The 26,583-nt window shown below is 52.9% G+C and carries 27 protein-coding genes; 7 read left to right on the top strand and 20 right to left on the bottom strand.

Annotated elements, in window-relative coordinates; genetic code table 11:
• Positions 1 to 44: 44 nt before the first annotated feature.
• Entirely contained in the window at positions 45 to 473 is a 429-nt protein-coding gene (uspG, locus tag NA330_RS10945) for a universal stress protein UspG (RefSeq protein WP_000278499.1), read from the bottom strand.
• A gap of 222 nt (positions 474 to 695) precedes the next feature.
• On the opposite strand from uspG, the gene NA330_RS10940 reads away from it, so the two are divergent.
• Positions 696 to 1,934 (top strand): zinc-dependent alcohol dehydrogenase, encoded by a 1,239-nt coding sequence (locus NA330_RS10940; RefSeq protein WP_000646118.1) that lies wholly within the window; start codon positions 696 to 698, stop codon positions 1,932 to 1,934.
• Between the two features lie 80 nt (positions 1,935 to 2,014).
• Here NA330_RS10940 and rnk read toward each other — a convergent pair whose 3' ends face one another.
• The 9 genes from rnk to citC form a co-directional block, all read right to left on the bottom strand.
• Positions 2,015 to 2,425 (bottom strand): nucleoside diphosphate kinase regulator, encoded by a 411-nt coding sequence (gene rnk, locus NA330_RS10935; protein WP_000089748.1) that lies wholly within the window; start codon positions 2,423 to 2,425, stop codon positions 2,015 to 2,017.
• Between the two features lie 234 nt (positions 2,426 to 2,659).
• Positions 2,660 to 3,466 (bottom strand): ribonuclease I, encoded by an 807-nt coding sequence (gene rna / locus NA330_RS10930; RefSeq protein ID WP_001092586.1) that lies wholly within the window; start codon positions 3,464 to 3,466, stop codon positions 2,660 to 2,662.
• A 109-nt stretch (positions 3,467 to 3,575) separates the two neighbouring features.
• Positions 3,576 to 5,039 (bottom strand): citrate/succinate antiporter CitT, encoded by a 1,464-nt coding sequence (gene citT, locus NA330_RS10925; protein WP_000059029.1) that lies wholly within the window; start codon positions 5,037 to 5,039, stop codon positions 3,576 to 3,578.
• A 37-nt stretch (positions 5,040 to 5,076) separates the two neighbouring features.
• Positions 5,077 to 5,973 carry a triphosphoribosyl-dephospho-CoA synthase CitG gene (citG, locus tag NA330_RS10920; protein WP_023242560.1) on the bottom strand — a complete coding sequence of 299 codons (897 nt, stop codon included), beginning with the start codon at positions 5,971 to 5,973 and terminating at the stop codon, positions 5,077 to 5,079.
• Entirely contained in the window at positions 5,945 to 6,496 is a 552-nt protein-coding gene (gene citX, locus NA330_RS10915; RefSeq protein WP_001236063.1) for a citrate lyase holo-[acyl-carrier protein] synthase, read from the bottom strand. Before citX ends, citG begins: the two co-directional genes overlap by 29 nt.
• Before the next feature lie 3 nt (positions 6,497 to 6,499).
• On the bottom strand, positions 6,500 to 8,029 hold the full coding sequence (gene citF, locus NA330_RS10910) for a citrate lyase subunit alpha (RefSeq protein ID WP_000192334.1): 1,530 nt from the start codon (positions 8,027 to 8,029) through the stop codon (positions 6,500 to 6,502).
• A 9-nt stretch (positions 8,030 to 8,038) separates the two neighbouring features.
• Positions 8,039 to 8,947: a citrate (pro-3S)-lyase subunit beta gene (gene citE / locus NA330_RS10905; RefSeq protein ID WP_000622342.1), complete on the bottom strand. Its 909-nt coding sequence runs from the start codon at positions 8,945 to 8,947 to the stop codon at positions 8,039 to 8,041.
• Positions 8,944 to 9,240, bottom strand: coding sequence for a citrate lyase acyl carrier protein (gene citD / locus NA330_RS10900; protein ID WP_000700679.1), 297 nt, complete (start codon positions 9,238 to 9,240; stop codon positions 8,944 to 8,946). The genes citE and citD overlap by 4 nt, the downstream gene beginning before the upstream one ends.
• Entirely contained in the window at positions 9,237 to 10,313 is a 1,077-nt protein-coding gene (citC, locus tag NA330_RS10895; protein WP_000467874.1) for a [citrate (pro-3S)-lyase] ligase, read from the bottom strand. The genes citD and citC overlap by 4 nt, the downstream gene beginning before the upstream one ends.
• Before the next feature lie 385 nt (positions 10,314 to 10,698).
• Between citC and dpiB the strand changes: the two genes are divergently transcribed.
• Complete coding sequence (dpiB, locus tag NA330_RS10890; protein WP_023206859.1) at positions 10,699 to 12,360, top strand: sensor histidine kinase DpiB; 1,662 nt, start codon at positions 10,699 to 10,701, stop codon at positions 12,358 to 12,360.
• Positions 12,329 to 13,009, top strand: coding sequence for a two-component response regulator DpiA (dpiA, locus tag NA330_RS10885; RefSeq protein ID WP_000138779.1), 681 nt, complete (start codon positions 12,329 to 12,331; stop codon positions 13,007 to 13,009). Before dpiB ends, dpiA begins: the two co-directional genes overlap by 32 nt.
• A 53-nt stretch (positions 13,010 to 13,062) precedes the next feature.
• Here the strand turns inward: dpiA and dcuC are convergent, their stop codons facing one another.
• A complete protein-coding gene (gene dcuC, locus NA330_RS10880) occupies positions 13,063 to 14,448 on the bottom strand; it encodes an anaerobic C4-dicarboxylate transporter DcuC (RefSeq protein ID WP_000958619.1) in 1,386 nt (461 codons plus the stop codon).
• A gap of 378 nt (positions 14,449 to 14,826) precedes the next feature.
• On the opposite strand from dcuC, the gene pagP reads away from it, so the two are divergent.
• Positions 14,827 to 15,399 carry a lipid IV(A) palmitoyltransferase PagP gene (pagP, locus tag NA330_RS10875; RefSeq protein ID WP_001623090.1) on the top strand — a complete coding sequence of 191 codons (573 nt, stop codon included), beginning with the start codon at positions 14,827 to 14,829 and terminating at the stop codon, positions 15,397 to 15,399.
• A gap of 187 nt (positions 15,400 to 15,586) precedes the next feature.
• Complete coding sequence (gene cspE, locus NA330_RS10870; RefSeq protein ID WP_000034826.1) at positions 15,587 to 15,796, top strand: transcription antiterminator/RNA stability regulator CspE; 210 nt, start codon at positions 15,587 to 15,589, stop codon at positions 15,794 to 15,796.
• A gap of 56 nt (positions 15,797 to 15,852) precedes the next feature.
• Here the strand turns inward: cspE and crcB are convergent, their stop codons facing one another.
• Positions 15,853 to 16,236 carry a fluoride efflux transporter CrcB gene (gene crcB / locus NA330_RS10865; protein WP_000939753.1) on the bottom strand — a complete coding sequence of 128 codons (384 nt, stop codon included), beginning with the start codon at positions 16,234 to 16,236 and terminating at the stop codon, positions 15,853 to 15,855.
• Positions 16,237 to 16,326: 90 nt separating this feature from the next.
• On the opposite strand from crcB, the gene NA330_RS10860 reads away from it, so the two are divergent.
• Positions 16,327 to 17,115: a deaminated glutathione amidase gene (locus tag NA330_RS10860; protein WP_023242559.1), complete on the top strand. Its 789-nt coding sequence runs from the start codon at positions 16,327 to 16,329 to the stop codon at positions 17,113 to 17,115.
• 128 nt (positions 17,116 to 17,243) lie between these two features.
• A complete protein-coding gene (gene tatE / locus NA330_RS10855) occupies positions 17,244 to 17,447 on the top strand; it encodes a twin-arginine translocase subunit TatE (protein ID WP_000503938.1) in 204 nt (67 codons plus the stop codon).
• An 85-nt stretch (positions 17,448 to 17,532) separates the two neighbouring features.
• Here the strand turns inward: tatE and lipA are convergent, their stop codons facing one another.
• The 8 genes from lipA to mrdA all read right to left on the bottom strand — a co-directional run bounded on the left by lipA (position 17,533) and on the right by mrdA (position 26,583).
• The gene (gene lipA, locus NA330_RS10850) at positions 17,533 to 18,498 is read right to left on the bottom strand and encodes a lipoyl synthase (RefSeq protein ID WP_000042640.1); all 966 of its coding nucleotides are present in this window, start codon (positions 18,496 to 18,498) and stop codon (positions 17,533 to 17,535) included.
• A gap of 205 nt (positions 18,499 to 18,703) precedes the next feature.
• Positions 18,704 to 19,657, bottom strand: a complete 954-nt coding sequence (locus NA330_RS10845) for a YbeF family transcriptional regulator (protein WP_001282817.1) — start codon at positions 19,655 to 19,657, stop codon at positions 18,704 to 18,706.
• 301 nt (positions 19,658 to 19,958) lie between these two features.
• Positions 19,959 to 20,600 carry a lipoyl(octanoyl) transferase LipB gene (gene lipB / locus NA330_RS10840; protein ID WP_000284009.1) on the bottom strand — a complete coding sequence of 214 codons (642 nt, stop codon included), beginning with the start codon at positions 20,598 to 20,600 and terminating at the stop codon, positions 19,959 to 19,961.
• A gap of 100 nt (positions 20,601 to 20,700) precedes the next feature.
• The gene (ybeD, locus tag NA330_RS10835; RefSeq protein WP_000850547.1) at positions 20,701 to 20,964 is read right to left on the bottom strand and encodes a DUF493 family protein YbeD; all 264 of its coding nucleotides are present in this window, start codon (positions 20,962 to 20,964) and stop codon (positions 20,701 to 20,703) included.
• A gap of 107 nt (positions 20,965 to 21,071) precedes the next feature.
• A complete protein-coding gene (dacA, locus tag NA330_RS10830; RefSeq protein WP_000858711.1) occupies positions 21,072 to 22,283 on the bottom strand; it encodes a D-alanyl-D-alanine carboxypeptidase DacA in 1,212 nt (403 codons plus the stop codon).
• A 139-nt stretch (positions 22,284 to 22,422) separates the two neighbouring features.
• Positions 22,423 to 23,556, bottom strand: a complete 1,134-nt coding sequence (gene rlpA, locus NA330_RS10825; RefSeq protein ID WP_023201922.1) for an endolytic peptidoglycan transglycosylase RlpA — start codon at positions 23,554 to 23,556, stop codon at positions 22,423 to 22,425.
• Positions 23,557 to 23,566: 10 nt separating this feature from the next.
• A complete protein-coding gene (gene mrdB, locus NA330_RS10820) occupies positions 23,567 to 24,679 on the bottom strand; it encodes a peptidoglycan glycosyltransferase MrdB (RefSeq protein ID WP_000131713.1) in 1,113 nt (370 codons plus the stop codon).
• A 2-nt stretch (positions 24,680 to 24,681) separates the two neighbouring features.
• Positions 24,682 to 26,583 (bottom strand): peptidoglycan DD-transpeptidase MrdA, encoded by a 1,902-nt coding sequence (gene mrdA, locus NA330_RS10815; protein WP_000828700.1) that lies wholly within the window; start codon positions 26,581 to 26,583, stop codon positions 24,682 to 24,684.

Raw genomic sequence — 26,583 nt, 5'->3', positions numbered from 1 at the left:
CCAGGCGTGACCTGGCAGGGCGTGTCAGTTTTTAGCCACCAGAGTTAACGCACAACCAATACTGGCAGCGTCGCATGGCGCACCACGCTTGAGGCGTTAGACCCCAACAGGTGTGTCGTGATGGACGGATTACGCGAACCGATTACCACGACATCCGCATCCAGTTCTTCGCCCATCTCATTGACGACATCGCGCACGCTACCAAAGCGAACATGCGTTTTAATTCGTGAAGGATCGATACTGAAGTGTCCCACCATCGTTTGCAGACGCGTTTCCGCCTCATGCTGTAAATGTTCTTCAAAGCGACGCACGTCGGCGGCAAAGCGGTGCAGACTCATGCTCGCGGACCCAGGCAGTACATGCAACAGATGAATGACGCCATCCTGTTGCGCCAGAAACTCAGCGTGGCGAATAGCTTTATCGCTAAGTTCCATTTCAAAAACATCAACCGGCATAATGATTGTCTTATACATACCCGTTACTCCCTGTTAATCAATACTGAATTTATTCAAGCATATAATAATGTTTCTTTCTGCTATTTGTCTGGCAATTTTAAATATTACGGCAACCTGACGTTAAAAAAGTCATGTATTTTCCAGGAAAAATCCTAAAGCCGCCTGTTTTGCCGGCAGTCTCTCCGGGATAGCTACCCTTTTATAGTCGAACGTGACATTCACCGTTACCCCGGAGGCTGCATGAAAGCATTGACGTATCACGGTCCACATCACGTAAAGGTTGAAAACGTACCCGATCCCGGCATTGAGCAGCCTGACGATATCATTTTGCGTGTTACCGCCACCGCGATTTGCGGATCTGATTTGCATCTCTATCGCGGCAAGATCCCACAGGTAAAACATGGTGATATTTTCGGCCATGAATTTATGGGCGAGGTGGTGGAAACCGGACATGATGTGAAGAATATTCGGAAAGGGGATCGGGTCGTTATCCCGTTTGTCATTGCCTGTGGTGACTGCTTTTTCTGTCGGCTACAGCAATATTCAGCGTGTGAAAACACTAACGACGGACACGGCGCGGCGATGAATAAAAAACAGATCCCGCCACCGGCGGCGCTGTTTGGGTATAGCCATCTATATGGCGGCGTTCCCGGCGGACAGGCCGAATATGTTCGCGTGCCAAAAGGTAATGTCGGTCCATTTAAGGTGCCGCCGCTGTTATCTGACGATAAGGCGCTGTTTCTTTCTGATATTTTGCCTACCGCCTGGCAGGCGGCAAAAAATGCCCAGATTCAGCAAGGTTCCAGCGTGGCGGTTTTTGGCGCAGGGCCGGTAGGATTACTGACTATCGCCTGTGCGCGACTGCTGGGCGCGGAGCAGATCTTCGTCGTTGATCACCACGCCTGGCGCCTGCGTTTCGCCGAAGAACGTTATGGCGCGATACCGATCAACTTCGATGATGAGAACGATCCGGCGGAAAAAATCATCGAGCAGACGGCAGGACACCGCGGCGTGGACGCGGTAATTGATGCCGTAGGCTTTGAAGCGAAAGGCAGCATGACGGAGACGGTGCTGACGAACCTTAAACTGGAAGGCAGCAGCGGCAAAGCGCTGCGACAATGTATCGCGGCGGTCAGACGCGGCGGCGTGGTCAGCGTGCCCGGCGTGTATGCCGGTTTTATTCACGGCTTTTTATTCGGCGACGCCTTTGATAAGGGGCTAACTTTTAAAATGGGTCAAACCCATGTTCACGCGTGGCTGGGGGAATTATTACCGCTTATTGAAAAAGGGTTGCTGAAGCCGGAGGAGATTGTCACGCACTATATGCCGTTTGAAGAGGCGGCGCGCGGCTACGAAATTTTCGAAAAACGCGAAGAAGAGTGCCGGAAGGTTATCCTGGTGCCGGGAGCGACGTCGGCACAAGCGGCGCAGAAACAGGCGACGGGAGTCATCAACCCGATGCCAGGCGGCGTTGTCTGAAACAGGCAAATGAAAGGGCTAACGGAAAGAGGATGCGCAGGCATCCTCTGTGTAAACGCATTAACGCTTATGCAGATGGTTTAACGCAGGAAGTCGCCCGCGGCTTCAGGCTGATATTCGAGTTCCAGCACTTCGAGATGGGTGGAGGCGCCGCCCGGCAGTTCCCAGTGAATGGTGTCGCCGACGCGCAGTCCCAGCAACGCCGCGCCGACGGGCGCCATTACCGAAAGCTGGGTACTGCTGTCCGTCATATTGGCGGGATACACCAGCGTCCGCACGCGTGTTTCACCATCGCTCAAATTGCGGAATTTAACGCGGCTGTTCATGGTGACGACATCGTTCGGCATCTCTTGTGGCGAACACATTTGCGCGCGATCCAGTTCGGCGTTGAGCGCGTCGGCAATCGGCAGATCCGCATACGCAGGCTGTTCCAGAAGACGATCAATACGTTCGGCGTCAAGGTCGTTAATGATAATAGTGGGTCTGGACATTTCTTACTCCATGTCATCGATACTGCGAGTAGTGCAGGTAAATGGTCCCAAAAGAAAACCCTCACCGTCTGGCGGCGAGGGTTTAACTCTCATGATGATACTGAGACTTACCCCGTCTTTGAAGTGATTTAGTTCACATTCGGGTAAATCCTCAAACGTCATAGCCCTGAGTGAATTTTAGTCTACATTCGGGCGTGTTCTCAAATGTGGCTACGGTTTTAAACCTCTGCTTCGTCAATAACCGGCTTTATCGATAATAAACTGTTTCCCGCAGTTGCCGGGATGCGGCTGCGGCTGGAATGAGGCAGAGGAGAGCGGGGCGTTAATCATCGACGCCTTTAATGAAAACTGAATCTCTGTTAAATAGGCGGGATTGCCATGGCAGTTTACTTTAACGGCTTTGACATTATCCTGGCCCCACATTTGTGCGACGACGCTATCAAACTCAGCGCGGCTAACGGTTTTGCCGTAATTATCCGCCAGAAACTGCCCCAGCGCGCTGTCTTTTATCGCCTTATCCAGCCGTATCATGGTGCCGAAATAGGCATTGGGATCAAACCCGAAACAGGCGCCATGTTTGGCATATTCGTAGCGCTCCAGACAGGAATTCCCCCCCGCGCCGGGCATCACTTCCTTAAGCGCTGCCGCGATGTCAGGCGAAAGTCCGGGGGCGGGGGCGGAGCATTTCCGGCTGGCCTTGACTTCAGGCAGATTCGGGATTGGCCGCGTCGCACAACCAAAGCGCTGCCAGCGTCGCTGGTCAACACCGCGTGCGGCGATAGATTTGGGTAATCCAGGCCACAGGCCGTGGACGGTCAGAAAGTCTGCTTTGTTGGCTGGCTCTTTTTGCAGACGGCACTCATCGGGTTCCCGATGGCGGCGTTCATGCTGGCTTTGACAAAAACCGGTTTGCCAGGAAAGCGCCAGCACATAGTCAGTGAAATCACCGTACTGTTGCGCCTGAAGTTCGTCGGCGTTGGCGGCAAAAATTGGGGTTAAGAGGACAGCCAGCAGCGGACTGTAATGCCATATTGTGTTCATGATGAATTCGATAATTTATACACATTATGAATGTTACCCATTTAATCATAAAAAATGCCGCTCAGGTGAACCTGAACGGCATCATTTTTAACCTACGTTGGCGTAATGTTTAATTCCACATTGCCAGAATCGGCCAGCCCACCAGCAACAGCATCGCGATATAGATAACGCCAAAGATTGCGCCAAGCCGCCAGTAGTCTCTGGATTTCACGTAACCGCAGCCGTAGATAATCACACCAGGGCCGGTGGCATACGGCGTCAGACAGCCCATGATACCGATAGACAGCACCAGCAGAATACACAGTTGTTCCATCGGAACGCCCGGAATGCCTTTACCCACCGCCAGAATGACCGGCAGCATGGTCGCGGTGTGAGCGGAAAGGCTGGCGAACAGGTAGTGTGCGAAATAGAACACCAGTACCAGTACAATCACGGTTGCATCCGGCGAGAAACCTTCCAGATGTGTACTCATGGTATTGGCGAACCAGTCAATAAAGCCGGAGCGGGTTAAGCCATTGGCCATGACCACCAGCGTGGCGAGGTTCACCAGGGTGTTCCAGGCACTGTTGTAGCGCGTAATGTCTTTCCACGGCACAACATGCAGCGCCAGCATCAGCGAGACGGCCAGCAAACCCACGGCAGTGGCGTTGATGATTTTTCCACCAAAAACCCACAATCCTAAGCTAAGCAGCACCAGGCCAATCAGCGTCCACTCTTTGCGGGACAGACGCCCCATGTTTTTTAACTCGCCGCCAGCCCAGGCCGCGACTTCCGCACTGTGGGTCACTTCAGGTTTATAAAGTACATAGGAGAGCCACGGCGCAACGATCAGTAAAATAATCCCCACCGGCAGAAAGCTGAGAAACCACTGCAGCCAGCTAATCTGGACGCCGGCGATCTTGCTGACGAACTCCAGACCTAACACGTTTGGCGCCGCGCCAGTGACAAACATCGAAGAGCTCAGGCTGGTACTGATCACCATCATCCACATCAAATAACCGCCGATGCGGCGTGCGGAAGGATCGTTTGGAAACGATTTAAACAGCGGCGGCAGGTTCTTGATGACCGGGAAGACAGTCCCGCCGGTACGAGCCGTATTGGAGGGAGTAAACGGCGCCAGCAAAATATCGATAATGACAATCGCATAGCCGAGCGTCAGCGTGCGTTTACCCATGAATTTTACCAGAAACAGCGCAATGCGGCGCCCCAGTCCGGTCACTTCGTAGCCCAGCGCGAAAATAAACGCGCCGAAAACCAGCCAGACCGTGGTGCTGGAGAAACCGGCAAGCCCCCATTTCAGCGCCTGTTTACTGGCTTTAAACGCCGGATCGGCCAGTTCTGAAGCGTCAAATAGCAGGTAATTGCTGCCGATAACGCAAATGGTTACGGCGATAAAACTGATCGCTGTCGCCGGGATCGGCTCCAGGATCATACCGACAATCATCGCGACGAAAACCGCAAAATAGTGCCAGGCCTGTGGCGGCATACCATCTGGAACAGGAATTAGCAACATGACGCCCATCACCACTAATGGGGCCAACAACTTCCATATATTATCTTTGGATAAAGACATAAATGACTCTCCGGAAAGGATATTTTCTATAATTGTGTTAATGATTAACTTGCGAAATTTGCGCTAAAAACCAGGTCACGATCAGCAGATCGGCGCTACCGCCTGGGCTGAGATTGCGTTCAATGCATTGCTGATCGAACCGGTGGAGATAAACGAGATCGTCAGGCGTCCGTATGCCGCCCTGCTGTAATAAGACCGCTGCCTGCTGCTGTAACCAGCGCAGACCGTCCGCCCCGCCGCGCGACGCGACGTTGGTATCGCCGTTAAGCGACATCAGCAGCAGTAAGGTATCAAGCAGCGCCAGTTCCGGATCGCGCCCCTGCGCCAGCAATGCGCGGTAGTGCGGCAACGCGTGGCGGATGACCAGCGGATAGCCCGCTTCCGCTTCACCGCGCGCGCCGGTTAATCCCAGTTGCTGATACAGCCGCTGACCTGCGGTGAGCTGTAGGTTGTTCTGGCGCAGTTCGCGCGTGGTCAGGCCGCGGCAAAAATCGGCGGCGGTAGTGCAGAGTGTTTCTGCGGCGATCGGCTGGCGTAGCTGATACAGGCGGCCAATGGCGGCGCACAGTAACCCCAGCGAGAAAATGCTGCCTTTATGGGTATTGACGCCCGCCGTTGCGCGAAACATCGCTGCTTCACAGGCCATCCCCAATGGACGCAGGCCCGCCAGAACCGACTCTGGCGGCAGGCGCGTGCAGCTGGCGCCATATTCCATAAAGCGCGGCAGCCAGTGTCGAATCGCCTCCGCGCTGCGGTGAAAATCCGCCAGAGCCATATCTTTGTGCGCGCCGCAGTTTAGTCGGTCTACCAGACCGGGTTTTGGCGATAAATTTACCTCGGTCAGCATAGCGCGCCAGGCCAAATCGGCCCAGGCGTCATACAGCGACTGAGGCTGAATGGAGGCGTTAGTCGGGTTGGCGGGAATCGGCATCATGCAGCAGCGCCTCCATATGAATCAGTAAATCAGTCAGCGCGTGGGTTTTACCCCGCGCGCATTCAGCCGCGCTTTGCCCGCACAGCAGACAGCGGCGGGCGGGAAGCGCGAAATGGCGGCGGGAGAGTATTTCGCCTTCCGCCGTCAGGACATCGATATCCCACAGGCGCCCCAGTGGATAACGCTGTTCCAGCGCGATGGTCGCCTGTTTGAGCGCCTGAGCGGGCGCGTCAATCGCCAGCAGCCCTTCCGGCCCGCTGGCGGAAGCCAGTGCAGCCTGCTCCCGGATGGTCCAGCCATACTCTTCTGCCAGCGTATGCAGGGCAGTCACGCCGTGATTAAAGATCCGGCGGGTTAACGCGCTGTCTTTTATCGGGCCTGGCGCCACCACGGTAAAGGAGACCAGTGGAGTGGCGTGGCGCGTTAGCCAGGCGCGCTGTCTTGCTTGTCTCTCATCCCGGCTGGCGAGCAGCTCAGGAATAGAAACGTCGTGACAGGTGGCGAGTTCAGGAAACAGGCGCATGGCTTATTCCTTCACCTGATGCACCACATCGATCACTGAACCGTCGCGATAACGCACGACAGCAATCACGCGGTCGGTGAATTCGATAGGGCGGGGCTGACCGGTAAGCAGTTGCGCGCGTTCGCGCAGCCACTCAATCGATACCACTTTCATTCCCGCTGCTTTCAGGCGTTCAGCCAGCTCCGGACGCGCCGGATTGACGGCGATACCGTGATCGGTGACCAGAATGTCAACGCTGGAGCCTGGTGTGACGCAGGTGGTGACGTTATCAACCAGCGTTGGGATGCGACCGCGCACCAGCGGCGCGACGATGATGGACAGCGCCGCCGCGACGGCGGTATCGCAGTGGCCGCCGGACGCGCCGCGTAGAACGCCGTCGGAGCCGGTCAGCACGTTAACATTGAAGTGGGTGTCTACTTCCAGCGCGCTCAGTACCACCACGTCCAGACGGTCGACGGAAGCGCCTTTAGAGCCCCAGTTGGCGTACTGGTTAGCGCTGATTTCGATATGGTTCGGGTTGCGGGCCAAAGATTGCGCAGCGTTACGATCGAAGCTCTGAACGTCAAGCAGTTTGCGGATTAAGCCCTTTTCATGCAGGTCGACCATGGTGGCGGTGATACCGCCCAGCGCGAAATTAGCCACAATGTTGCGGCTACGCATTTTGTCTTCCAGGAAGCGGGTGACCGCCAGCGATGCGCCGCCGGTGCCAGTTTGTAGGGAGAAACCTTCGTTGAAGTAGCCGGAGTGAGCAATGACTTCCGCCGCGCTGCGGGCGATCAGCAGTTCACGCGGATTAGTGGTCATGCGGGTCGCGCCAGCGCCGATTTTGTTTGCATCACCGACTTCTTCGATTTGCACGATCAGATCAACCTGATCCTGGGCGATGCTTGCCGGGTTATGCGGATACGGCAGCAGTTGCTCCGTCAGCATCACGACCTGCTTCGCGCTGTCGGCATCCACCATCGCGTAGCCCAGTGAACCGCAACAGGCTTTGCCGGTATAACCGTTAGCATTACCGAATTCATCGCAGGAGGGCACGCCAAGAAACGCAACATCAATGTTGAGTTCGCCGCTTTGTACCAGATGTACACGACCGCCGTGGGAGTGAATCTGAACCGGCTCAGCCAGCAGGCCGCGAGAAATTTCTTCCGCCAGCGGGCCGCGCAGGCCTGACGTGTAGATGCGGCTGACCACCCCGTTACGAATGTGTTCAACCAGCGGCGCGTGGCAGTCGCTCAGCGAGCTGGAGGCCAGGGTCAGATTTTTGAAGCCCATCTTTGCGATGGTTTCCATCACCAGGTTAATCGTCAGATCGCCGCCGCGAAACGCGTGGTGAAAGGAGACCGTCATGCCGTCGCGTAAACCGGAACGGCGGATGGCCTCTTCCAGGCTGGCGCACAGTTTGTGGTCGCGCGGTTTTTGCGCTTGTAGATCCAATTTTGCCGCACTTTGGTAAGCGCTCAGTTCGCTTTCAGCGTGACGGCTCCAGGCGGCTACGCGATCCTGGCGTTGAGATTCATTTTTCTGCGTCATTTTTTTGCCTTATTCTTCGCGAATACCGGAAAGTTCTGCACGGGAGAGCACCAGACGGGCGCGTTCAATCACCGGGCTGTCGACCATCTTGCCGTTAAGGGAAACGACGCCGAGACCTTCGCGGGCGGCGGCTTCTGCGGCCTCAACGACCAGACGCGCATGGGCGACTTCTTTACGCGTCGGCGCATAAAGGTTGTGCAGCAGTTCGATCTGGCGGGGGTTGATCAGTGACTTACCGTCAAAGCCCAACTGTTTAATGTGGGCGGCTTCTTGCAGGAAACCGGCTTCGTTGTTGGCGTCGGAATAGACGGTATCGAAGGCCTGAATGCCGGCGGAACGCGCGGCCTGCAAAATGGCGCAGCGGGCGAACAGCAGTTCGGTGCCTTCCGGAGAGCGTTCGGTGCGCAGGTTGCGAACATAGTCTTCCGCGCCCAGCGCAATCCCGATCAACCGTTCAGAGGCGTGGGCGATTTCTACCGCGCGGGTAATACCCAGCGGCGATTCCACGGCGGCTAACAGGCCGGTACTGCCCGGTTCGCGACCGCAGGCGTTTTCAATGCGCAGAATTTCGTTTTCGATATCAATGACGTCCTGCGCGGTGTCGGTTTTCGGTAAACGCACCACGTCCGCGCCGCCGCGCACGACCGCTTCCAGATCGTTGACGCCCCATTCGGAGTCCAGCGCATTCACGCGGACAATGGTTTCGACGTCACGGTAAAGCGGATGTTGCAGCGCGTGATATACCAGACGGCGCGCCGCGTCTTTTTCGCGTAATGCAACGGAGTCTTCCAGGTCGAACATCAGCGCGTCGGCCGGGTAGATAAACGAATTGCTCACCATCGCCGCGTTGGCGCCCGGTACGAATAACATACTGCGGCGGGTGCGGGTTTTACGTTGTTGCAGAGAGGCGGAAATCATTGGCGATCCTCCCAGGGCAGAGCGGCAATACCGCTGGCGCGCGCCAGTAGCGTTTCCAGTCGGGCGCGCAAAATGCAGTCCAGAGCGCCTTTATCATCGACGTTCAGTTGTACGCCGCGCACGTCGTAGCGAGAAAGTACCTCCAGGATGGTGGCGCGAATGGCCTCGCCAAACTGTTTTTCAACGCTACTGTTGATTTGCAGGTCAATATCCTGCGTATCGAGCGGCGCAATGCGTATCATCACATCGCCGGACTCAAGCGTGCCTGCGACGGCTAGCTGGTTTATTTTCATTTTTCACCTGTTGCTAATACGGGGGACTTTTGACGGGCTGCCGCGCTGCCCGGATGGCGTTCGACCATGCCCTGCAAATAGCGCAGGGTGGCGTCGGGAACCAGCGGCGCGATAGCCGTGAGATCGTGTTTAACCAGCAGCTTGCGTACCCAGGAGGCGGATATCGGCGTCTCCTGGAAGCAAAGCCGCTCTATTTCCACCAGCGTAATGGGTGGGGCGGGAAGCGTTGGCGTCTCCAGCCAGAAACGCATATCAAGGTTGTACTGGGCGGTAACGGTGCAAAACGGCTCCGTACCGACAAAGCGGTGTGTGATGCCAAGCGCGGGCGCCAGATACTGGCGAAAAATCTTCAGGTCGATTTCGGTATAACAGTGATTAATAACGCTCTGCTCTTTAATGAAATAGCAGGGGAACGTCGCACGAGAAATAATGTATTCGGAGCCGCGGTGAACGGTTAAGCGCGGGATATCGGTGGTCCCTTTAAGGACCAGATCGAGTCGGTCTTCATAGGGAAAGCGTGATGTATCTTCTTTGACCAGGAACAGATGCAGCCAGTCGCACTGTGCCGCCGCCTGTTGGATCAGATAGCGATGGCCGTTCGTGAAAGGATTGGCGTTCATCACAATACAGCCAATTTTCTTTCCCTCATGACGCAATGTCGCCAGCGATTCCGCATACCGTTTCAACCGGGTCGCGCTATTTTCCATTAAGACCATCACGCCAGGGACGCTGGCTATCGTTGAAAAGCTGCACTGTTTAAACAGCGCTTCGTATTCCGTTTTGGTATAAATAAAAAGATGGGTGCAGTGCCGTTCCCAGGCGAGATTAATCAATTCCGTCGCCAGCGTTAACGCTAAGCCTTCACCGCGTACTGATTCGCTAATGGCCACGCATTTAATGATATTTCCGGCAATACCGCCGCAGGCAATAAGACGGTCATCACGGCTGACGGTAATAAACACTTCTACAGTGGTATCGACGCTTAAATCATTCTCTTTGAGAAAGTGAGCGATCTCCGCCATTTTTTTATTTTCAGAGCGTTTTACCCGGGTGAATACATTATTGCCAAACATAGTAAGAAATATCCTGGTGATATGCTTGTTGCCACTTTTCTGTATATGTTGCGCTGTGTTGCAACTTGATAACTTTTTCTTTTCAGTCAGAGTGGGAGTATTTTTATGACGAGTTATTTATTTTTTCTCACTGACGTATACATCGTAAGGAGTATTTTGGTGGTAAATTTTGATTTATTTCACAAAGCGTTAGATGGTTTTTAAGTGTTTTATGGTTTTAAGTTTTTTAATTAATTTAATCACCATTCCGGCGGTGGGTTTTAGTTGTTTAATTGATTTAATGTGGGGAATCTGTAACGATTGGTTTTTATATGCATCAAGATGCTGAAAACATTTTTATTACATTTGCGATAAATCTGAAGAAAAATGCCCATAAGGAACCTTAATGTCCTATCAGAAAAATAAAAAGCTGTTTCCTTTTTTTCGGCAACTCGCGTTTCCGTTACGTATTTTTCTGCTCATTCTGGTGGTTTCTGTTTTCATCGTGGCAGCGTTAGCACAATATTTGTCTGCCAGTTTCGAAGATTATCTGGCGTCCCATGTTCGTGATATGGCGATGAATCAGGCAAAAATTATTGCTTCTAACGACAGCATTATCGCTGCCGTAAAAAACCGGGACTATAAACGCCTGGCGATAATTGCGAATAAACTGCAGCGCGGGACGGATTTTGACTATGTGGTGATAGGCGATCGCCACTCGATCCGGCTTTACCATCCGAATCCGGAAAAAATCGGCTATCCCATGCAGTTTACGAAACCCGGCGCGCTGGAAAGAGGAGAAAGTTATTTCATTACCGGTAAGGGCTCAATAGGGATGGCGATGCGCGCCAAAACGCCTATCTTTGACAACAAAGGCAACGTGATCGGCGTTGTTTCAATTGGCTATCTGGTCAGTAAAATCGACTCCTGGCGGCTGGACTTCTTATTACCGATGGCGGGGGTTTTTGTCCTGTTGCTGGTGGTATTAATGCTGCTTTCCTGGTTTTTCGCCGCGCATATCCGCCGACAAATGCTGGGCATGGAGCCGAAACAGATTGCGCGCGTGGTACGCCAGCAGGAGGCGTTGTTTAGCTCGGTTTATGAAGGGCTGATCGCCGTTGATCCGGAGGGACATATCACCGCGATTAACCGCAATGCGAGAAAAATGTTGGGGCTGCCGTCGCCGGGGCGTCAGTGGCTGGGCAAGCTGATCGCGGAAGTCGTCAATCCGGCAGACTTTTTTACCTGCCAGATCGCAGAAAGACGCCAGGACGTGATGGCCAACTTCAATGGCCTGAGCGTCATCGCCAATCGTGAGGCTATCCGTTCCGGCGAGGAGCTGCTGGGCGCTATTATTAGTTTTCGCAGCAAAGATGAAATCGCGACGTTGAACGCGCAGCTAACCCAGATTAAACAGTATGTTGAGAGCCTGCGCACGCTACGCCATGAGCACCTGAACTGGATGTCGACTCTGAACGGCCTGCTGCAAATGAAAGAGTATGATCGGGTCAGAGAGATGGTGCAGGGTGAGTCGCAGGCGCAGCAGCAACTTATTGATAGTTTACGCGGCGCTTTCGCCGATCGTCAGGTGGCCGGTTTGCTGTTTGGCAAAGTTCAGCGCGCGCGTGAACTGGGGCTCAAGATGGTGATTGTTCCCGGCAGCCAGCTACATCAACTGCCGGAGGGGCTGGATAGCACGGAGTTCGCCGCCATCGTCGGGAATCTGCTGGATAACGCGTTTGAGGCGAGTTTGCGTACACAGGAAGGCGACAATACCATCGAACTTTTCCTGAGCGACGAGGGCGACGAGGTGGTAATAGAGGTCGCCGACCAGGGCTGCGGCGTTCCTGAAGCGCTGCGGGAAAAAATTTTTGAACAGGGCGTAAGTACCCGAACCGACGAACCCGGTGAGCATGGTATCGGGTTATATCTGATTGCAAGTTATGTGGGGCGCTGTGGCGGGGTCATTACGCTGGAAGACAATGATCCTTGTGGCACCTTATTTTCTTTATTCCTTCCGAAAGTGAAAAAAAACGATGACAGAACCATTAACCCTATTGATCGTTGAGGATGAAACGCTGCTGGCGGAAATGCACGCAGAATATATCCGCCATATTCCTGGCTTTAAGCAGATATGGCTGGCGGGCAATCTGGCGCAGGCGAGAATGATGATTGACCGGTTCAAACCTGGATTAATTCTGTTGGATAATTATCTGCCGGATGGGAAGGGGATTACGCTACTGCATGAATTAATGCAGTCGCGCTATCCCGGCGGCGTTGTGTTTACGACCGCCGCCAGTGACATGGAGACGGTAGCGGAAGCGGTACGTAGCGGCGCGTTTGATTATCTGGTCAAACCTATTGCTTATGAGCGTTTGGGGCAGACGCTGACCCGCTATCAACAGCGCAGACGTATGCTGGCGAGCGCGGATAGCGCAAGCCAGAAGCAGATAGATGAAATGTTCAACGCCTATGCGCGCGGCGAACCGAAAGGGGATTTGCCGACAGGTATTGATGCCTTAACCCTTAATGCGGTGATGAAGCTGTTTGCCGATCCAACCGTACGCCATACGGCTGAAACGGTCGCGCAGGCCTTAACGATAAGCCGCACCACATCCCGACGCTACCTGGAATATTGCGCGAGTCGGCACCTGATTGTCGCAGAGATTATTCATGGCAAAGTGGGCAGGCCGCAGCGTATTTACCACGGCGGCTAAGCCTGGTTTAAGATGCCGGGGCGATGTTTTCCCTCGCCCCGGCTTACCGGCTATCAGCCGCCAGTAACGGCGGAAGAGGCGCCTGGCACCATAATTTCCGTGGCGATAATGACGATCAACAGACCGACGATGACCGGAACGGACGTGCGTTTCACCACTTCAAACGGTGATATTTTAGCCATCCCGGCGACAGCGACCACGACGCCGGAGACTGGCGAAATCGTGCGCCCCAGGTTTGAGGCTTGCAGCATTGGGATAGATAAATAGGCTGGGTTGATGCCGGAGGAGTGCGCCAGTTTAGGGATCATCTCAACAAAGGCGTAAAAAGGCGCATTGCCTGAACCGGTGGTCATCGCGGCCAGCATGGTTAAAATCACTAATACCAGCATCAGAATAATGCTGGCGGAACCAAAAGAAGTGGCAATCGAGATCAGACTTTGGATAAAGCCAATGGTGCTCAGCCCCTGGGCGAAAACGCCCGCCGCGACCAGCAGCATCACGACGCCGGCAAACGCATCCGCCATGCCGCGATAAGCCACTTCCAGGCCGGAAAACACATTTTGCGTGTTGAAGCCGCGCACGAATTCCAGCACGGCGGCCAGCAGCATACAGATCACCAGAATGGTAATAATATGCAACTGCGGCCCCCATTTACCGTCAAAAATCAGTACGCCGATAATGGGCGTGAACGGCAAAAGGGCATAAAACGCCGGGGCCGTGGTTGTAATCTCCGCCACGTCCAGCATCTCATGTGAAATGTTCTCTTTTTTATCCAGATAGCGTTGCCAGAAAAAGTGCGCAATCGCCATACCGATAATGGCGGCGATGGAAATCGGCAGCGTGGTTTTGAACGCGAAATCGATTAATGGCATCTCCGCCGCTTTTGCGGCTAAAACCACATCGCCAGACGTTGGCGAGAGGATAATAGCGGCCGGCGAGGCGCAAATAGCCGCCGCCGCGCCGCGGCTAATGCCGACGTTGACCATCACCGGGAAGAGAGTAGCCATGAGCAGTACGCCAAGCCCCGTCGCGGAAGAGACGGCCAGCGACATCAGGCAGGCGACAAAATAGGCGGCAATCATCAACAGGTAGGGCGAGTTTATGTACTGTAAAGGTTTCGACGCCAGCTTCACGACCATATCATTTGCGCCGATATGCGTCATATAGGCGGCAAAGCCGCACAGCATCATGATCATCATGCCAAGATCGCCGCCGCGACTCATAAGCAAAATTTTGATGTATTCAACAATATCTGTTGCGGTATAGCCGGTACTGGTTTCGCTGGCAGGTAATACCTTATGCCCCATCAGTGCGCTGATAATAAGCAGAACCAGACCGCCGACAAATAAAACGCCAGTGGCGGAATATCCCTTAATGATGTAGCGTGCTACACCCACAATAACGACGACTCCGATAAGGAGCTCTATAACTGTTAGCATTGTTTCCCCTGTCTTATCGACACCCAGAGTAAAAATAAGAGCCACAAAAGTGGTATAAAAATGTACCGAATAAAGGATGGCGCCTTACTGATTAAAATCACGGCGCGGTTATTTTTTCATGTCATCGCTAAAGATGAAATATGCTTATACGAATTTTCTGTAGCGCTATAAGTATTAATTTATTGTTATTTTATTGTTTTATTTGTTGTGCTTTGTTTTGTGTTTTTTGTGAAAGCTTATTAAGGAGCGCGCGACGGTTCTGAGTGCTAAATCAAACGCCGTTAACCCGATACTTTCTCAGATTATTCTCTGTTTATAGTTTGTTAAGATTTTATTCAGGTTAATGTTGTTATTATCACGGTCGAATTTTTGAACGGTATGGCTGTTGTGATGATTATCAGAAAGTATTTTCTTATTATTGCTCTCCTTGTTATGCCATGGCTGGCTATTCCTTCAGTCTCTGCGGCGGATAAAGGGTGGTTTAACACGTTTACCGATAACGTCGCAGAAACGTGGCGACAGCCTGAGCATTATGATTTGTATGTCCCCGCCATTACCTGGCATGCGCGCTTTGCCTACGATAAAGAGAAAACGGATCGCTATAACGAGCGGCCGTGGGGCGTTGGTTTTGGTCAGTCGCGCTGGGACGACAAAGGCAACTGGCATGGCCTCTATATGATGGCCTTTAAAGATTCATTTAACAAATGGGAACCCATAGGCGGTTATGGCTGGGAAAAAACCTGGCGACCGCTGGAAGACGATAATTTTCGTCTGGGACTGGGCTTTACCGCAGGCGTTACCGCGCGCGACAACTGGAATTATATTCCCATCCCTGTGTTGTTGCCTTTAGCGTCGATAGGCTATGGTCCCGCTACCTTTCAGATGACCTACATTCCGGGTTCGTATAACAACGGAAACGTCTATTTCGCCTGGATGCGTTTCCAGTTTTGACGGGGAAGGGCATTCTTCAGTTGTGAATTAAAAAGCCTTAAAAAACAATAAGTAGATAGAGTTAGCTAAAAATTAACGCGATATTTATCACTTTTTCGCAAAGTTCGACTGGACAAAATGCATCACAATTGTTGTACTGGTATCCGACACAGCATTTGTGTCTATTTTTCATGTAAAGGTAATTTTGATGTCTAAGATTAAAGGTAACGTTAAGTGGTTTAATGAATCCAAAGGATTCGGTTTCATTACTCCGGAAGATGGCAGCAAAGACGTGTTCGTACACTTCTCTGCAATCCAGACCAATGGTTTTAAAACTCTGGCTGAAGGTCAGCGCGTAGAGTTCGAAATCACTAACGGTGCCAAAGGCCCTTCCGCTGCAAACGTAACTGCTCTGTAAGCATACGTCCGACAGCAAGATTTCAAAACCCGCCCTTTCGGCGGGTTTTTTTGCGCTTAACGCGCCGCTGCGGCGGAAAATAGCCAGAATGCCAGCGCCGTCATGGCAAACGAACCCAACAGGTTAATCAGCACATTCAGCAGCGCCCAGCCAAAGCGCCCCTCTTGCAGCAAGAATACCACTTCAGCAGAAAAAGTAGAAAAGGTCGTCAGGCCGCCGCAAAAGCCGGTAGTGATGAGCACTTTCCACATCGGATCGATATGTGTCATGCGGTTAAACCAGGCGAACCCCATGCCGATAATAAACGCGCCAAGCAAATTTGCTGTTAGCGTACCGATGGGAATCGCCTGATGAAGCGGATTAAAACGCATACTTAGCATCCACCGGGCTACGCTCCCCGTTCCACCGCCGATAAAAACTGCTAAAAGAAGCTGTAACACTGCCGAATCCTTTATTTAATTGCTATACAAGAGGAGTGTAACGCCGAACACGCATAATTGGCGAGTCCTGACAGAGGTGTGGGAGGGGATATGTTCGTTGCAGCCGGGCAGTTTGTGGTGAGTTCTGTATGGGAAGAGAATGCGCAAGTTTGCGTTTCGTTAATGGCTCAGGCGGCGGGCCGCGGCGTATCGCTTCTGGTGTTGCCTGAGGGGATATTAGCGCGAGATGACATCGACCTTGACCTGCCGATTCGCGCCGCGCAGCCGCTGGATGGCGCGTTTATGACGCGGCTTCTGGAAGAAAGCGCTCATAATAATATGACGACGATATTCACTATCCTTGTCCCGTCAACGTCTGGACGGGCGGTTAATATGCTGGTGGCGCTACGGGCGGGTCACATTGTCGCGCGTTACGCGAAGCTGCATCTCTATGATGCGTTTTTGATGCAAGAATCCCAAAGTATTGATGCCGGAACCGTTATCGCGCCTGTGCTGGACGTGGAGGGGGTTAAGGTGGGGCTTATGACCTGTTATGACCTGCGCTTTCCGGATATGGCGTTAGCGCTGGCTTTACAGGGGGCTGACGTATTGGCGCTGCCGACGGGCTGGGTTCGCGGCCCGTTGAAAGAGCAGCAGTGGTCGACGCTGCTGGCGGCGAGAGCGCTGGATACCACCTGCTATATGATTGCGGCCGGGGAGTGTGGTAATCGTAATATTGGTCAAAGTCGTATTATCGATCCGTTGGGGGTAACGATAGCCGCGGCAGCCGATCGTCCGGCGCTGATCGTCGCGGAAATATTCAGAGAACGAATAGACCAGGTGCGGGAGCAACTTCCTCTTTTGCAGCAACGACGATTTGCGCCACCGCAATTATTATGATGTTTTTTTACGCAAAGCTTGATTCACCTTGTTACAGATTGCTATTGTGTGCGCGCGTCGAAAGACCGTTAATATTCTCAGGTTAATCCGGCGCGTTACGCAGCCTGTTTTTAGTGAAGAAGGTATCTATGGGTGAGATTAGTATTACCAAACTGCTGGTGGTTGCCGCACTGGTTGTTCTGCTGTTTGGTACCAAGAAGTTACGTACGCTGGGCGGAGACCTGGGCACGGCGATTAAAGGATTCAAGAAAGCAATGAACGATGAAGACGCGGGCGTTAAGAAAGACGTCGACGGTAGCGTTCAGGCTGAAAAACTCTCGCACAAAGAGTAATTGCGCGATGCGCTTGCTCCGCAGAGTAAAAAAACCGGCAAGTTGCCGGTTTTTTTTGCCTGAAATGTAAGCGTCTATTACACGATCATTTCACTTCCATGCCTTTGGCCTGGAGATCAGCATGGTACGAAGAACGTACAAAGGGGCCACAGGCGGCATGGGTAAAGCCCATCGCCAGGGCTTCCGCTTTCATCTCGTCAAACTCTTCCGGGCTGACATAACGCTGTACCGGCAGGTGATGGCGGCTTGGCTGTAGATACTGACCAAGCGTCAGCATGGTAACGCCGTGACGGCGTAAGTCGCGCATAACCTCAATGATTTCCGCATTGGTTTCGCCTAAGCCCACCATCAGACCCGATTTTGTCGGAATTTCCGGGTGCGCTTCTTTGAAGCGTTCCAGTAATTTCAGCGACCAGTTGTAATCGGCACCCGGACGAACCTGGCGGTAAATACGCGGCACGTTTTCCAGGTTGTGGTTAAACACATCCGGCGGCGTCGCGTTAAGGATATCCAGCGCGCGATCCATACGTCCACGGAAGTCTGGCACCAGCGTCTCTATTTTTATCTCCGGGCTTTTGGCACGGATGGCAGTGATGCAGTCAGCAAAATGCTGGGCGCCGCCGTCACGCAGATCGTCACGGTCGACAGAGGTGATGACCACATAGCGTAGCGCCATGTCGGCGATCGTTTGCGCCAGTTTCTGCGGCTCTTCCGCATCCGGCGCAACGGGGCGGCCATGGGCGACATCACAGAACGGGCAGCGGCGAGTGCAAATGGCGCCAAGGATCATAAACGTAGCGGTACCGTGGTTGAAACATTCAGCCAGGTTTGGGCAAGACGCTTCCTCGCAGACAGAATGCAGGCCATTTTTGCGCATTGCGGCTTTGATGCCCTGGATACGGGTAGAATCCGCCGGAAGTTTTATTTTCATCCATTCCGGTTTACGTAGTAGAGCGTCGCGCTCTGTGACCACATTTTTAACCGGGATAAGAGCCATCTTATCGGCATCGCGGTATTTTACACCGCGTTCCATCACAATGGGTTTACTCATAGCGTGCGTGTTCCAGTTGCGAATAACGAAGGAAAGCGTTTCAATTCAAGGGAAAGTTGTATTTATCAACTATTTTTGAATTTGTGACACGCAGTATATCATTGATAAGGGCCATAAAGCAGCCTGACAGCCCGGCAAAATGTAAAATAGTTGTTGTTTTGTGCTGTTTGCCCATATCTTCCGTGACCTGAATGCAACATTTTTGTCAGAACGCCTCACGGATGATATCAATGACGTTCTCCAGCACCGGATCGCGCAGACTCAGTTTATTGTAATGCAGCGAGAACTCGACCTGTTCACTATTCACCGGCGCGTAGGGAAGGCGTTCAAGCGGCCAGCAACGGCTAAATAAGTCGTAGAAGCGGGTGGGCATCAGTCCCAGCAGATCGCTGCTGGCGATCAGCGAGGCAATGGTAAAAATATTGTAGCTGCTAAAACTGATTTGCTGATCGGGAAATGTCTCCTGCAGTCGCTGGCGCAGGAGGGAAAGATGTTGTCCCTCCAGCATCAGAAAGGTGTGATCCGCGCTGTTCAGTCTCTCTTCAGTAATGGCGTTCGCCAGACACGGGTGATGCTGGCGGCAGACAATCTCAAGCGTATCGCTAAACAGGACGTGATGCTGGATGCTCCGGTTGTTATAGCTATGGGTATTGATAATGAGATCGGTCTGAAACTGACTAAGCTGGCTTTCGGCATCGTCTACCGGAATGTTGCGCAGCAAAAGCTGAGGATAACGCGGCCTGATGGCCTGGTAAATAATCGGCATCACTAGCGCGCCGACCGAAGGCGTCGTGCCAATTGTAATGGTGCGTTGCTTATCATAGCTGCCCGTAAGATCCAGGGCGCCAAGAATAGATTCCAGCCCCTGGCTGATGTATTCGTGCAGATGCGTAGCATACGTCGTGGGCGTTACGCCCTGGCCTTTGCGAATAAACAGCGGATCGGGAAATATAGTCCTTAATTTTTGAATGGACTGGCTAATGGCTGACGGCGTCAGGTTAAGAATTTTCGCTGCATTGACGATCCCTTTATGGACATATACGGCCTCGAAAATCGTCAACAGATTGAGGTCAATATTTCTCAGTGTTCTGAAAATTTGCGGTTTGTCCTGTAGGTGTTGATCGGCCGGTTGTCTTTCTGCCTGATTATTATCACTCACGCTCTGGCTCCGAATTCATTCGTATTATGAATAATAGATGAAATAGTATATTTTGCATTTATGGGTTGGTTTTAAAATTACTCTTATGAATGTATTTTTAGTCATTTCAATAAGATAAGTAACAGCAAGGCCGGGATTTTGTTCACGGAAAATTCCTCATCATGAGGACTGAAGAGGCCATGCCGCCTGGCGGCTACAGCAGGGATATAACGAAAATATAGAAAGCGGGGGGAGAAGTAAAGCATTCAAATCATATATGATTAATGACCCATAAATTTCTTGGGCCATTATATTTTACGCATTAAGCAGCAATATATTCATACGGTGGATTATTTAGCAGAGCTAAAATATTCGCCAGCAAGCGGGGCGCAATATTATCCGTGGTAGCATCTTCCTTCCACTGCGTTATTTTGGCCATTTCCATGCCGGCATAACCACACGGGTTGATACGCAGGAAAGGAGAAAGATCCATGTTAACGTTTAGCGCTAAACCGTGGAATGAGCAGCCGCGACGGATACGTAAACCCAGCGAGCAGATTTTCTTTTCACCCACGTAGACGCCCGGCGCATCGGCGCGCGGATGCGCCTCAATACCAATTTCAGCCAGCGTATTCACCACGGTCTGTTCAAGTAGGGTGACTAAATCACGCACGCCCAGTTTACGTCGTTTCAGGTTAAGTAAAACGTACATTACCTGTTGGCCCGGACCATGATAGGTCACCTGTCCTCCACGATCGCTCTGCACAACGGGAATATCGCCAGGCATCAATATATGTTCCGCTTTACCGGCCTGGCCCTGGGTAAACACCGGGTAATGCTCAACCAACCAGATTTCATCATGGCTGTTTTCATCGCGCATATCGGTAAAGTTATGCATGGCCTGAGAGATAGCTTCATAGGGCTGAAGGCCGAGCTGGCGGACAAGGATTTTATCCTGATACAAAACGGCATCTCCGTAGAGAATGAAAAAAAGAGAGGAAAGTATATCACAGCGGGGGAGGCGGGGAGTTACCCGGATAAGACCGGGTAACCGTCTGGATGTATTACAATACCATTCGCACGATATCAATATTGCCCAGTTCTTCGTACAGCGTTTCAACCTGTTCAATATGGGTGGCATTAATGGTGATAGAGACCGAGTGGTAGTTGCCTTTGCTGCTCGGTTTTACCGTCGGAGAGTAATCACCAGGCGCATGGCGCTGTACCACTTCAACCACCTGATCAACCAGCTCAGGTAACGCCTGCCCCATTACTTTGTAAGTAAATGGCGTAGGGAATTCAAGCAGTTCGTTAAGTTTGGTTTTCATGTCAGCTCCGGCATTACGTAAAAAAATAACAACTCCCGCCACAGGGCGGGAGTTTTACTGATGCATAGTATATGGGGACGAAAATTACACTTTCAAGCGTTCAATTTTTATCCAAACCAGTGATGGAACATTAATTTAATGTAATCAATGATTTTACCGAAGAAGTTCCCTTCCGGGATCTCTTGCAGTACGACCAGCGGACGCTGCTCGATGGTTTTACCGTCCAGCTGGAAGTTGATGGTGCCGACCACCTGGTTTTTCTGCAGCGGCGCGTGCAGTTCTGCGGTATTCAGTACATAGCTCGCTTTCAAATCTTTCATGCGACCGCGAGGGATCGTCAGGTAAACGTCTTTATCGACGCCCAGCGAGGCGCGATCGGTATTACCAAACCAGGCGGGTTCAGAGGCGAACTCTTTACCAGCCTTCAGCGGATTAACGGTTTCAAAGAAACGGAAGCCCCACGTCAGCAGTTTTTTGCTTTCTGTTTCACGGCCTTTATAGGTCCGTCCGCCCATCACGGCGGAAATCAATCGCATCTGGCCTTCGGTTGCGGAAGCGACCAGATTATAGCCCGCTTTGCTGGTATGGCCGGTTTTGATGCCGTCCACATTCAGGCTGTTATCCCACAGCAGACCGTTACGGTTTAACTGGCGAATGCCGTTAAAGGTGAACTCTTTTTCTTTATAAACGGCATATTCGTTAGGCACATCGCGAATTAACGCCTGACCAATCAGCGCCATATCGCGAGCTGAACTGTATTGTCCGTCGGCGTCCAGGCCGTGTACGGTCTGGAAGTGGGTATTTTTCAGCCCCAACGCGTTCACATAGCTGTTCATCAGCCCGACGAAAGCATCCTGGCTACCGGCGGCGAAATCAGCCATCGCCACACAGGCGTCATTGCCGGATTGCAGATTGATGCCGCGTATCAACTGAGAGACCGGTACCTGCATTCCCGGCTTGAGGAACATCAGCGAGGAGCCTTTAAATACCGGATTGCCGGTGGCCCAGGCATCATTACCGACGGTAACCAGGTCGGTTTCTTTAAATTTACCCGCTTTCATTGCCTGTCCGATGACGTAACTGGTCATCATCTTCGTCAGACTCGCCGGGTCGCGACGTTCGTCGGCGTTTTGTTCCGCCAGAACTTTACCGGAGTTGTAGTCGATCAGGATGTAGGATTCCGCATCGATCTGCGGAACGCCCGGGATCATAGTTTTGATATTCAGGTCATCGGCATGTGCGGTTGAGATAAACGCGGCACAAAGCGCCGTGGTGAGCGCCATGCGCTGCATAAAACGAGCGGAAAAAGTGGTCTTCATGGTCTGAACTACGACGTCCGTGATGAAATTAAAAAAAGAGCCCTACTATAGCAAAAGCATAACTGGCAGGCATCTGACTTTCCGCGTGACTTTGTTAATGTCATTTACAGAAATTGACAGTACAGATACCTGCGATCGGTTACTGCGCGCTGGCGATAAAGGACTGTAATTGTGCTTCTGTTTGCAAACGTTGCTGTAACGCGCTGGCTTCGGCTTTACTGGCAAAAGGCCCCAGTTGAATACGCCAGACCGCGCCGTTTTGTATTACGCGTCCTGGTACGCTGAACTGCTGGCTTAAACGCTGTTGGTATTGCTGCGCACGCGTTTGATCGCTGACGGCGCCGACCTGGACGACGAAACGACCGCTCGCCGCGGCGGCTGGCGCACTCACCGGGGCAGATACCGGGGCTGCGGCGGCAGGCGCGCTTACCGGCGTCGCAGTCGCTGGAGCCGTCACCGGCGCGGAAACCGGCGCTGTCTGTGGCGCCGGCGTCGGTTCATTACTCTCCAGCACGCCAGGCGCCAGCGTAGTCGGCGCGCCGAGGAAGCCGCTGCTGCTCACCGGCGCGCCGGTGGTATCGTCACTTTTCAACGTGGCATTGCTGACCGGAAGAACGTCGCCTTGCGGTTGCGCAGGCGCTGAAGAGGCGCTTCCCATTCCGCCGCTTAAATCAGGGCGAGGGGGCAGAGCGTAGGTCTGTTTCGCCACCGTCGTACAGGCCATCCCCGGGCCGGAGAGCGAACCATCCGGCGCTACGATAATGGGGTCAATCCGTACTTTAGTATTATTCGAGGTATTCAGACGATCCGCCGCCGCGCGGGACAGGGAGATGACCCGATCGGTGCCATAGGGGCCGCGATCGTTAATACGTACGACGATCATGCGACCGTTGGCCAGATTGGTGATTCGCGCATAGCTGGGGATAGGCAGTGTCGGATGGGCGGCGGTAAGCTGCATCGGATCGAACATTTCCCCGGAGGCGGTTAAATTACTGCCGGGTTCCGCATCATAAATAGCGGCCAGGCCAGCCTGGCTAAAGCGGGACGGGTCCTGAACGATTTTATAACTTTTACCGTCACGCTGATAATCCTGGTTTGCGGTCGGATTCAGAGGTTCATAACGCGGTTCCGCTCCGCTGATTTCCACAGTCGGACCATTACATACCGCAGGTTGCGGCGCGACGGTGGTTTGCTGCTGACCGCCGTCATTAGTACATGCCGCGAGTAGTACTATCCCTGCCGCGACGCAGATTACAGGCAACTGCTTACGCATTGCGCACCCCTTATACGCTTTTCGACAACATTTTTCTGTGGGTGTGGATCGACATCACAATCCCGAACCCGGCCATCAGCACAATCAGTGCGGAGCCCCCGTAGCTGACCAGGGGTAAAGGTACTCCAACCACAGGCAGAATACCGCTCACCATACCAATATTTACGAAGACATAAACGAATAATATTAACATTAATCCGCCAGCCATCACGCGACCAAATGTAGTTTGCGCTCTGGCGGCAATCCACAGACCGCGCATTATTAGCAAAATATAGAGCGCGAGCAGAATCAGGATGCCCACCAGACCGAGCTCTTCCGCCAGTACCGCGAAAATAAAGTCGGTATGGCGTTCGGGTAAAAACTCCAGCTGCGACTGGGTGCCGTGGAGCCAGCCTTTACCGCGCAGGCCGCCTGAGCCAATGGCGATTTTAGACTGAATAATATGATAGCCCGCGCCCAGCGGATCGGTCTCCGGATCAAGGAGCATCATGACGCGCTGGCGTTGGTAATCGTGCATCAGGAAAAACCACAAAATAGGAATAAATGCAGCGATCAATACAATGGCGACCCCAATTAAGCGCCAGCTCAGGCCAGACAAAAATAGGACAAAGAGACCGGAAAGGGCGACCAGAATAGACGTCCCCAGGTCCGGCTGGGCGGCGACCAGCAGGGTAGGCATAAAGATTAATACCAGGGCGATGGCGGTATTTTTCAGCGAGGGCGGGCAGACGTCGCGGTTAATAAAGCGGGCGACCATCAGCGGCACGGCGATTTTGGCTATTTCCGAAGGCTGAAAGCGAACGATTCCCAGATCGAGCCAGCGCTGCGCGCCTTTGGATATTGCGCCGAAGGCATCAACGGCGACCAGCAAAATGATACAAATGATATAGAGATAGGGCGCCCAGCCTTCATACACGCGCGGCGGGATCTGCGCCATCACCACCATGACCACCAGCCCCATCGCAATCTGACCGATTTTACGCTCCATCATGCCGATGTCCTGGCCGCTGGCGCTCCAGATGACCAACGCGCTGTAAACCAGTAACGCCAGCAGAATAAGTAACATCGTGGGATCGATATGAATTTTATCCCAGAAGGTTTTTTTGTTCGGATTATCCGTCATGATTATTGGTCCTCCGCCGCTGCAACCACCGGGTTTTCCGCAGGCAAATGGGTGTTGTTGTCGCCCAGCATGATGTGATCAAGGATTTGGCGCATGATCGTGCCTACTGCCGGGCCTGCGCCGCCGTTTTCAAGGATGATCGCGACGGCGACCTGGGGATTGTTATACGGCGCAAAGGCGGTCATCAATTTATGGTCGCGCAGGCGCTCGGCGATTTTATGCGCATTGTACGTTTCGTTGGCCTTCAGGCCAAAGACCTGCGCGGTGCCCGACTTCGCCGCGATTTTATAGGGCGCGCTGGCAAAATATTTATGCGCCGTGCCGTTAGGGCGGTTGGCGACGCCATACATGCCATCTTTCGCAATTTCCCAGTAGCCGGAGTGAATATCGCCCACCGGCGGCTCATGCGGCTGTACCCACGGCACCTGTTTACCGTTTTCCGCGGTGCTCATTAACAGGTGCGGGACTTTAACTACACCGTCGTTAATAAGGATCATCAGCGCCTTACTCATCTGAATCGGCGTTGCCGTCCAGTAGCCCTGGCCGATGCCCACCGGAATCGTATCGCCCTGATACCACGGTTTTTTAAAGCGTTTCTGTTTCCACTCGCGGGTCGGCATATTACCAGAGCGCTCTTCTGCGAGATCAATTCCGGTATAGTGACCATAGCCGAACTTACCCATCCATTCTGACAGGCGATCGATCCCCATGTCATAGGCCACCTGATAGAAGAAGGTATCCGCCGACTCTTCAAGGGATTTGGTGATATTCAGATGCCCGTGGCCCCATTTTTTCCAGTCGCGATAACGTTTCTCAGACCCCGGCAACTGCCACCAGCCAGGGTCGAAAAGACTGGTGTTACGGGTGATGACGCCAGCGCTTAACGCCGATACGGCGACGTAAGGCTTAACGGTAGAAGCGGGTGGGTAGACACCCTGAGTCGCGCGGTTCACTAATGGCGTGTTCGGGTCGTTAAGCAGCCCGGAGTAATCTTTGCTGGAGATGCCATCCACGAAAAGGTTAGGGTCGTAACTTGGCATGGAGACCAGCGATAGCACGCCGCCGGTACGCGGATCGGTGACAATCACCGCCGCGCGACTGCCTGCCAGCAGCGTTTCAATATACTGCTGGAGCTTGAGATCCAGCGTCAGGTAGATATCGTGTCCGGCCTGCGGCGGCACCTCTTTGAGTTGGCGAATAACGCGACCGCGGTTGTTGACTTCAACCTCTTCATAACCGGTTTGCCCATGCAGAATATCTTCATAGTAGCGCTCAATGCCCAGCTTGCCGATGTCATGGGTGGCGGCGTAGTTCGCCAGTTTGTTTTCTCTGTCGAGACGCTCGACGTCTTTATCATTGATTTTCGATACGTAGCCGATAACGTGGGTCAGCGCCGATCCGTATGGATAATAGCGGCGTTTATAGCCTTTGACTTCGACGCCCGGAAAACGGTACTGGTTGACAGCAAAGCGCGCGACCTGAACTTCCGTCAGGTTTGTTTTCACCGGAATAGAAGTAAAGCGATGGGATCGGGCGCGCTCTTTTTTAAAGGCGGCGATATCGTCGTCGTTTAAATCGACCACACTGCGTAGCGCATCCAGCGTTTGCTGAACGTTATCCACCTTTTCCGGCATCATTTCAATCTGATAGATAGTGCGGTTCAGCGCAAGGGGAATGCCGTTACGGTCGTAGATTATCCCGCGGCTTGGCGCAATTGGCACCAGCTTGATACGGTTTTCGTTCGAGCGGGTCTGGTAATCGGTAAAACGGAGAATTTGCAGATTATACAAATTGGCGATCAGTACGCCGGTCAGCAGCAAAATACCCAAAAAGGCGACCAGCGCCCGACGCACAAACAGTGCGGACTCAGCCGTATAGTCACGAAAAGAATTTTGTCGTTTCAT

The sequence above is a fragment of the Salmonella sp. NW722 genome, from assembly GCF_051702785.1.
Taxonomy (GTDB): domain Bacteria; phylum Pseudomonadota; class Gammaproteobacteria; order Enterobacterales; family Enterobacteriaceae; genus Salmonella; species Salmonella enterica.
The sequence above is the reverse complement of the archived record's forward strand: the minus strand, read 5'-3'. Positions and strand labels throughout refer to the sequence as shown.

Excerpts from the sequence above, each read along its gene's own strand:
- uspG (WP_000278499.1), bottom strand. The coding sequence starts at position 473 with ATGTATAAGACAATCATTATGCCGGTTGATGTTTTTGAAATGGAACTT.
- NA330_RS10940 (WP_000646118.1), top strand. The coding sequence starts at position 696 with ATGAAAGCATTGACGTATCACGGTCCACATCACGTAAAGGTTGAAAAC.
- rnk (WP_000089748.1), bottom strand. The coding sequence starts at position 2,425 with ATGTCCAGACCCACTATTATCATTAACGACCTTGACGCCGAACGTATT.
- rna (WP_001092586.1), bottom strand. The coding sequence starts at position 3,466 with ATGAACACAATATGGCATTACAGTCCGCTGCTGGCTGTCCTCTTAACC.
- citT (WP_000059029.1), bottom strand. The coding sequence starts at position 5,039 with ATGTCTTTATCCAAAGATAATATATGGAAGTTGTTGGCCCCATTAGTG.
- citG (WP_023242560.1), bottom strand. The coding sequence starts at position 5,973 with ATGATGCCGATTCCCGCCAACCCGACTAACGCCTCCATTCAGCCTCAG.
- citX (WP_001236063.1), bottom strand. The coding sequence starts at position 6,496 with ATGCGCCTGTTTCCTGAACTCGCCACCTGTCACGACGTTTCTATTCCT.
- citF (WP_000192334.1), bottom strand. The coding sequence starts at position 8,029 with ATGACGCAGAAAAATGAATCTCAACGCCAGGATCGCGTAGCCGCCTGG.
- citE (WP_000622342.1), bottom strand. The coding sequence starts at position 8,947 with ATGATTTCCGCCTCTCTGCAACAACGTAAAACCCGCACCCGCCGCAGT.
- citD (WP_000700679.1), bottom strand. The coding sequence starts at position 9,240 with ATGAAAATAAACCAGCTAGCCGTCGCAGGCACGCTTGAGTCCGGCGAT.
- citC (WP_000467874.1), bottom strand. The coding sequence starts at position 10,313 with ATGTTTGGCAATAATGTATTCACCCGGGTAAAACGCTCTGAAAATAAA.
- dpiB (WP_023206859.1), top strand. The coding sequence starts at position 10,699 with ATGTCCTATCAGAAAAATAAAAAGCTGTTTCCTTTTTTTCGGCAACTC.
- dpiA (WP_000138779.1), top strand. The coding sequence starts at position 12,329 with ATGACAGAACCATTAACCCTATTGATCGTTGAGGATGAAACGCTGCTG.
- dcuC (WP_000958619.1), bottom strand. The coding sequence starts at position 14,448 with ATGCTAACAGTTATAGAGCTCCTTATCGGAGTCGTCGTTATTGTGGGT.
- pagP (WP_001623090.1), top strand. The coding sequence starts at position 14,827 with ATGGCTGTTGTGATGATTATCAGAAAGTATTTTCTTATTATTGCTCTC.
- cspE (WP_000034826.1), top strand. The coding sequence starts at position 15,587 with ATGTCTAAGATTAAAGGTAACGTTAAGTGGTTTAATGAATCCAAAGGA.
- NA330_RS10860 (WP_023242559.1), top strand. The coding sequence starts at position 16,327 with ATGTTCGTTGCAGCCGGGCAGTTTGTGGTGAGTTCTGTATGGGAAGAG.
- tatE (WP_000503938.1), top strand. The coding sequence starts at position 17,244 with ATGGGTGAGATTAGTATTACCAAACTGCTGGTGGTTGCCGCACTGGTT.
- lipA (WP_000042640.1), bottom strand. The coding sequence starts at position 18,498 with ATGAGTAAACCCATTGTGATGGAACGCGGTGTAAAATACCGCGATGCC.
- ybeD (WP_000850547.1), bottom strand. The coding sequence starts at position 20,964 with ATGAAAACCAAACTTAACGAACTGCTTGAATTCCCTACGCCATTTACT.
- dacA (WP_000858711.1), bottom strand. The coding sequence starts at position 22,283 with ATGAAGACCACTTTTTCCGCTCGTTTTATGCAGCGCATGGCGCTCACC.
- rlpA (WP_023201922.1), bottom strand. The coding sequence starts at position 23,556 with ATGCGTAAGCAGTTGCCTGTAATCTGCGTCGCGGCAGGGATAGTACTA.
- mrdB (WP_000131713.1), bottom strand. The coding sequence starts at position 24,679 with ATGACGGATAATCCGAACAAAAAAACCTTCTGGGATAAAATTCATATC.
- mrdA (WP_000828700.1), bottom strand. The coding sequence starts at position 26,583 with ATGAAACGACAAAATTCTTTTCGTGACTATACGGCTGAGTCCGCACTG.